General features: G+C 41.6%; 4 protein-coding genes. 1 reads left to right on the forward strand and 3 read right to left on the reverse strand.

What is annotated here, in order from left to right; all coding sequences use genetic code 11:
• The first annotated feature begins 71 nt into the window (after positions 1–71).
• Positions 72–578, forward strand: coding sequence for a signal peptidase II (gene lspA, locus NTV63_02375; protein ID MCX6709779.1), 507 nt, complete (start codon positions 72–74; stop codon positions 576–578).
• A gap of 110 nt (positions 579–688) precedes the next feature.
• On the opposite strand, the gene eif1A is transcribed toward lspA, so the two are convergent.
• From eif1A to NTV63_02390, 3 genes are all read right to left on the reverse strand, one after another.
• Positions 689–1,045: a translation initiation factor eIF-1A gene (eif1A, locus tag NTV63_02380; protein ID MCX6709780.1), complete on the reverse strand. Its 357-nt coding sequence runs from the start codon at positions 1,043–1,045 to the stop codon at positions 689–691.
• A 148-nt stretch (positions 1,046–1,193) separates the two neighbouring features.
• Positions 1,194–1,751: an FKBP-type peptidyl-prolyl cis-trans isomerase gene (locus NTV63_02385; protein MCX6709781.1), complete on the reverse strand. Its 558-nt coding sequence runs from the start codon at positions 1,749–1,751 to the stop codon at positions 1,194–1,196.
• A gap of 24 nt (positions 1,752–1,775) precedes the next feature.
• Complete coding sequence (locus NTV63_02390; protein MCX6709782.1) at positions 1,776–2,993, reverse strand: PD-(D/E)XK nuclease family protein; 1,218 nt, start codon at positions 2,991–2,993, stop codon at positions 1,776–1,778.
• Between the last annotated feature and the right edge of the window lie 85 nt (positions 2,994–3,078).

The following is a 3,078-nucleotide window of genomic DNA, read 5'->3' on the forward strand; positions in this document are numbered from 1 at the left end:
CAGAGGATGGCAAATATTGAAGCCAAGCTTTCAGCAGGCGAAGGAAGAGCGAGAATGTGGTGAGAGCGCAAATGAAAAGAAGGAAATTCTTCTTTTCAAGAAACCGCTTTCTCATCTTCTCATTAATTGCGCTTGCTGTAATAATAGCAGACAGGATTCTTAAGGGAATAATAATGGAAATGCTTCCCTTTGAATCATTTCCGCTTATTGGTGAAATTGTTTACATAAATTTTGTGCAGAATACCGGCGGAGGATTTGGAATCCTAAAAGGAAGCTCAGCAGTAATTACATGGCTTTCTGTCATCCTCCTTGGAATGATACTGTATTTCTATGATTCCTTAAAGGAAAGGATGCGCACACTGGCATCCTCAGCCCTAATCTTCGGGGGTGTTTGCGGCAACCTCATAGACAGGTATTCATACGGGTTTGTGGCTGATTTCATTGACTTTCGTTTCTTCCCCGTGTTCAACCTGGCTGATTCAGCAATAACAATAGGTGCAATATTGCTTGCCTTTTTCATGCTGTTCCCTGAAAAAAGGCGGGGCAAGAATAATAAGAAGAATAAAAAGAAACGCTGAATCTATCTCCTGAATCTGTTTCTGAAGGAATTATGAAAAAATGAGCAATGTCCATAGAAATTAATGTTCTAGAAATATTAATTTTCTAGGAAATCTTTAAAATAAATTATTCAGAATGCCTCGAAATCCGCAAGGTCCTTTAGGTGCCCCTGCTTCTTGAGGAAGCTTACCTGGTTCTTCTTGTATTTGAATACAATATCGCCCTTTTTATCGCCGCCAAACTCCCACGGCTCTATTATCACTGTATCGCCTTCCCTTACCCAGAGCTTTCTCTTGAGCCTTCCGGGAATTCTGCACACCCTCATTTTTTCGTCAAGGCACCTTACTCTTATCCTTGATGCGCCAAGCCTTTGCTCAACAATCCCGAACACTTCCCTCCCCCTAGGAAGCTTTACATGGTGTATTTCCTCCTCTTCTTCAGGGCGGAAACTACCCCTGCTGTGCTGATTTCTGTTAAACATTGGCATGGGCTAAAATAAAAAACGCCCTTATATAAAGCTTTTGTATTTTTCAGAGGTAAAACCGGACTAGGGCAGCTGAAAATTAAGATAATTAAAAGGATGAAAAAACAGATGAAGAATTAGAAACACCTGAAAGAAAAAATAAAGCAGCAGTTCAGTAATAAGTGCCCATGTTCTTTTCTTCGCTCTTCTTCTCAGCAGGCTTTCCGTTTATTGCAAGCACTTTCACTGTTATCACAATTTCTTTTCCTGCAAGAGGGTGGTTTGTGTCAGCGAGAATCCTTCCATCTTTCACTTCCTTTATCAGGCAGTTCACAAACTGCCCCTTCTCGTCTTTCAGTATGAAATACTCGCCTATTATGGGCTCCCTTTTCTCCCCGATTATCTCAACAGGAAGGTCCCTTAACTTTGACTCATCCCTTTCGCCATACGCCTTATTTGGGCTTATGACAAATGTCTTTGACTCGTTGAACTCCATTCCCATTAAGCCATCATCAAGCCCCTTTATCACTGCGTTGCTTCCAACTATGAATTCAACTGGCTTATACTCCCTGTCCGGGTCAATTATCCCGCAGTTGTCTGCCTCAAATCCTATTGAAGTGTCAAATATCACTCCGTCCCTCAGGGAAGCCACAAAATCAATCTTCACAAGGTCTCCTGCCTTAACCTTTGGGAGACTGCAGTTGTTTTCTTCCTTATTTCCGTTTGCCATAAAAATATCACCTCATAAGCATTATTAATAATAGCTTCCGCTCCTGTTCAGGCGCACATAGGTTGTAAATCCTTTTTCCGCATATTTTTCCAGAATCGCCTTTATTTCAGGATGCATGCCGTTGCCGTTCATCATCTTTGCAAGCTCATAAACATCAGGGATTGCAATCTTCTCCCAAAGCCCTATTGCCTTTATTGTATTCACGAATTCTTCCCTGTTTGAATCCTCTTTTTTTGGAAAGGAAAGCCGGGGATAATTTTTTACAAACGCCCTTACCCCTGAGCCGTATATCATGTTCACATTGTTCCTCTCTGCAAATTCCCTGAGCCGTTCCTTGAGATTCTCGCTTTCATCAGTAAGCTCCTTGATTTTCTCAGAAACCTCGGAATACTTGTTCACAAGCTTCACGCCGTCATCATCAAGATACTCCTCTGCCGGCTTTTTTTCAATGGAATAAAGATGCTTGAAATTAGGGCACATAGGGCGGAATTCGCACCAGCTGCACAGGGCAGACATCTTTGGCGGGAATTCAGTGCACGCCTCAGCATCCTTTATCAGTTCAAGCACTTCCTTTCTGAGATTTTCAAGCTGCTCCTCATTCCTCTCAGAGCGCAGCTCCCTGTCAAATGCAAGGTAGTGCCAAATCAGGATTATCTTCTTTGCATCAGGATACATTTTTTTTATCCCATATGCATAAATTGCAAGCTGCCTGTCAGCATCAACATCCTCCTGTGTTGGAAGGGAGCTTGAGGTTTTGTAATCGTGAATCTCATAAATGCCTTCGCCAGCCATTGAAAGGCGGTCAATCCTTATGTGAATGTGGTATTCCTCTGTGTCATCCAGGTTTATGTGCTCTTTTGTCTCAAGCCCAATTGTCCTTGACTGGTCGAAAGGGCTGTATTTCTCATAATAATCTGAAATGAACTTTTCGCCCATTTTTTTGTAGTTTTCCTGGTTGTATTCAGTCCGCACAATCACAATTGCGTCATTCCAGTTCTTCTTCCAGTTCTCATTGAAGAAATCAAGGAGCTCATTTAGGGCATCAATCTTCTGGAATTTAAGGTCAATGTAAAGCTTTTCAAGAGTTTCGTGCACAAGCGAGCCAAGAAAGGCTTCCACGCTCGCTTCAATTTCTGTCTCAACCTCGTCTATGTAATGCAGCTTGAATTTAAGCGGGCACTGCTTAAATGTCTCTAATCTTGAATAGCTGTAAAGTTTCATTTTTTCAAACTCTTTTTCCAACCACTAGCAGAATTTCAGGGTATATAAAAGTTTTTATCTATATTTCTGTGAAATGGCTTTTCTTATCCTGAGCAAATACCTGTTT

The organism is Candidatus Woesearchaeota archaeon (assembly GCA_026394965.1).
Taxonomy (GTDB): Archaea; Nanobdellota; Nanobdellia; order Woesearchaeales; family 0-14-0-80-44-23; genus JAPLZQ01.

Excerpts from the sequence above, each read along its gene's own strand:
- lspA (MCX6709779.1), top strand. The coding sequence starts at position 72 with ATGAAAAGAAGGAAATTCTTCTTTTCAAGAAACCGCTTTCTCATCTTC.
- eif1A (MCX6709780.1), bottom strand. The coding sequence starts at position 1,045 with ATGCCAATGTTTAACAGAAATCAGCACAGCAGGGGTAGTTTCCGCCCT.
- NTV63_02385 (MCX6709781.1), bottom strand. The coding sequence starts at position 1,751 with ATGGCAAACGGAAATAAGGAAGAAAACAACTGCAGTCTCCCAAAGGTT.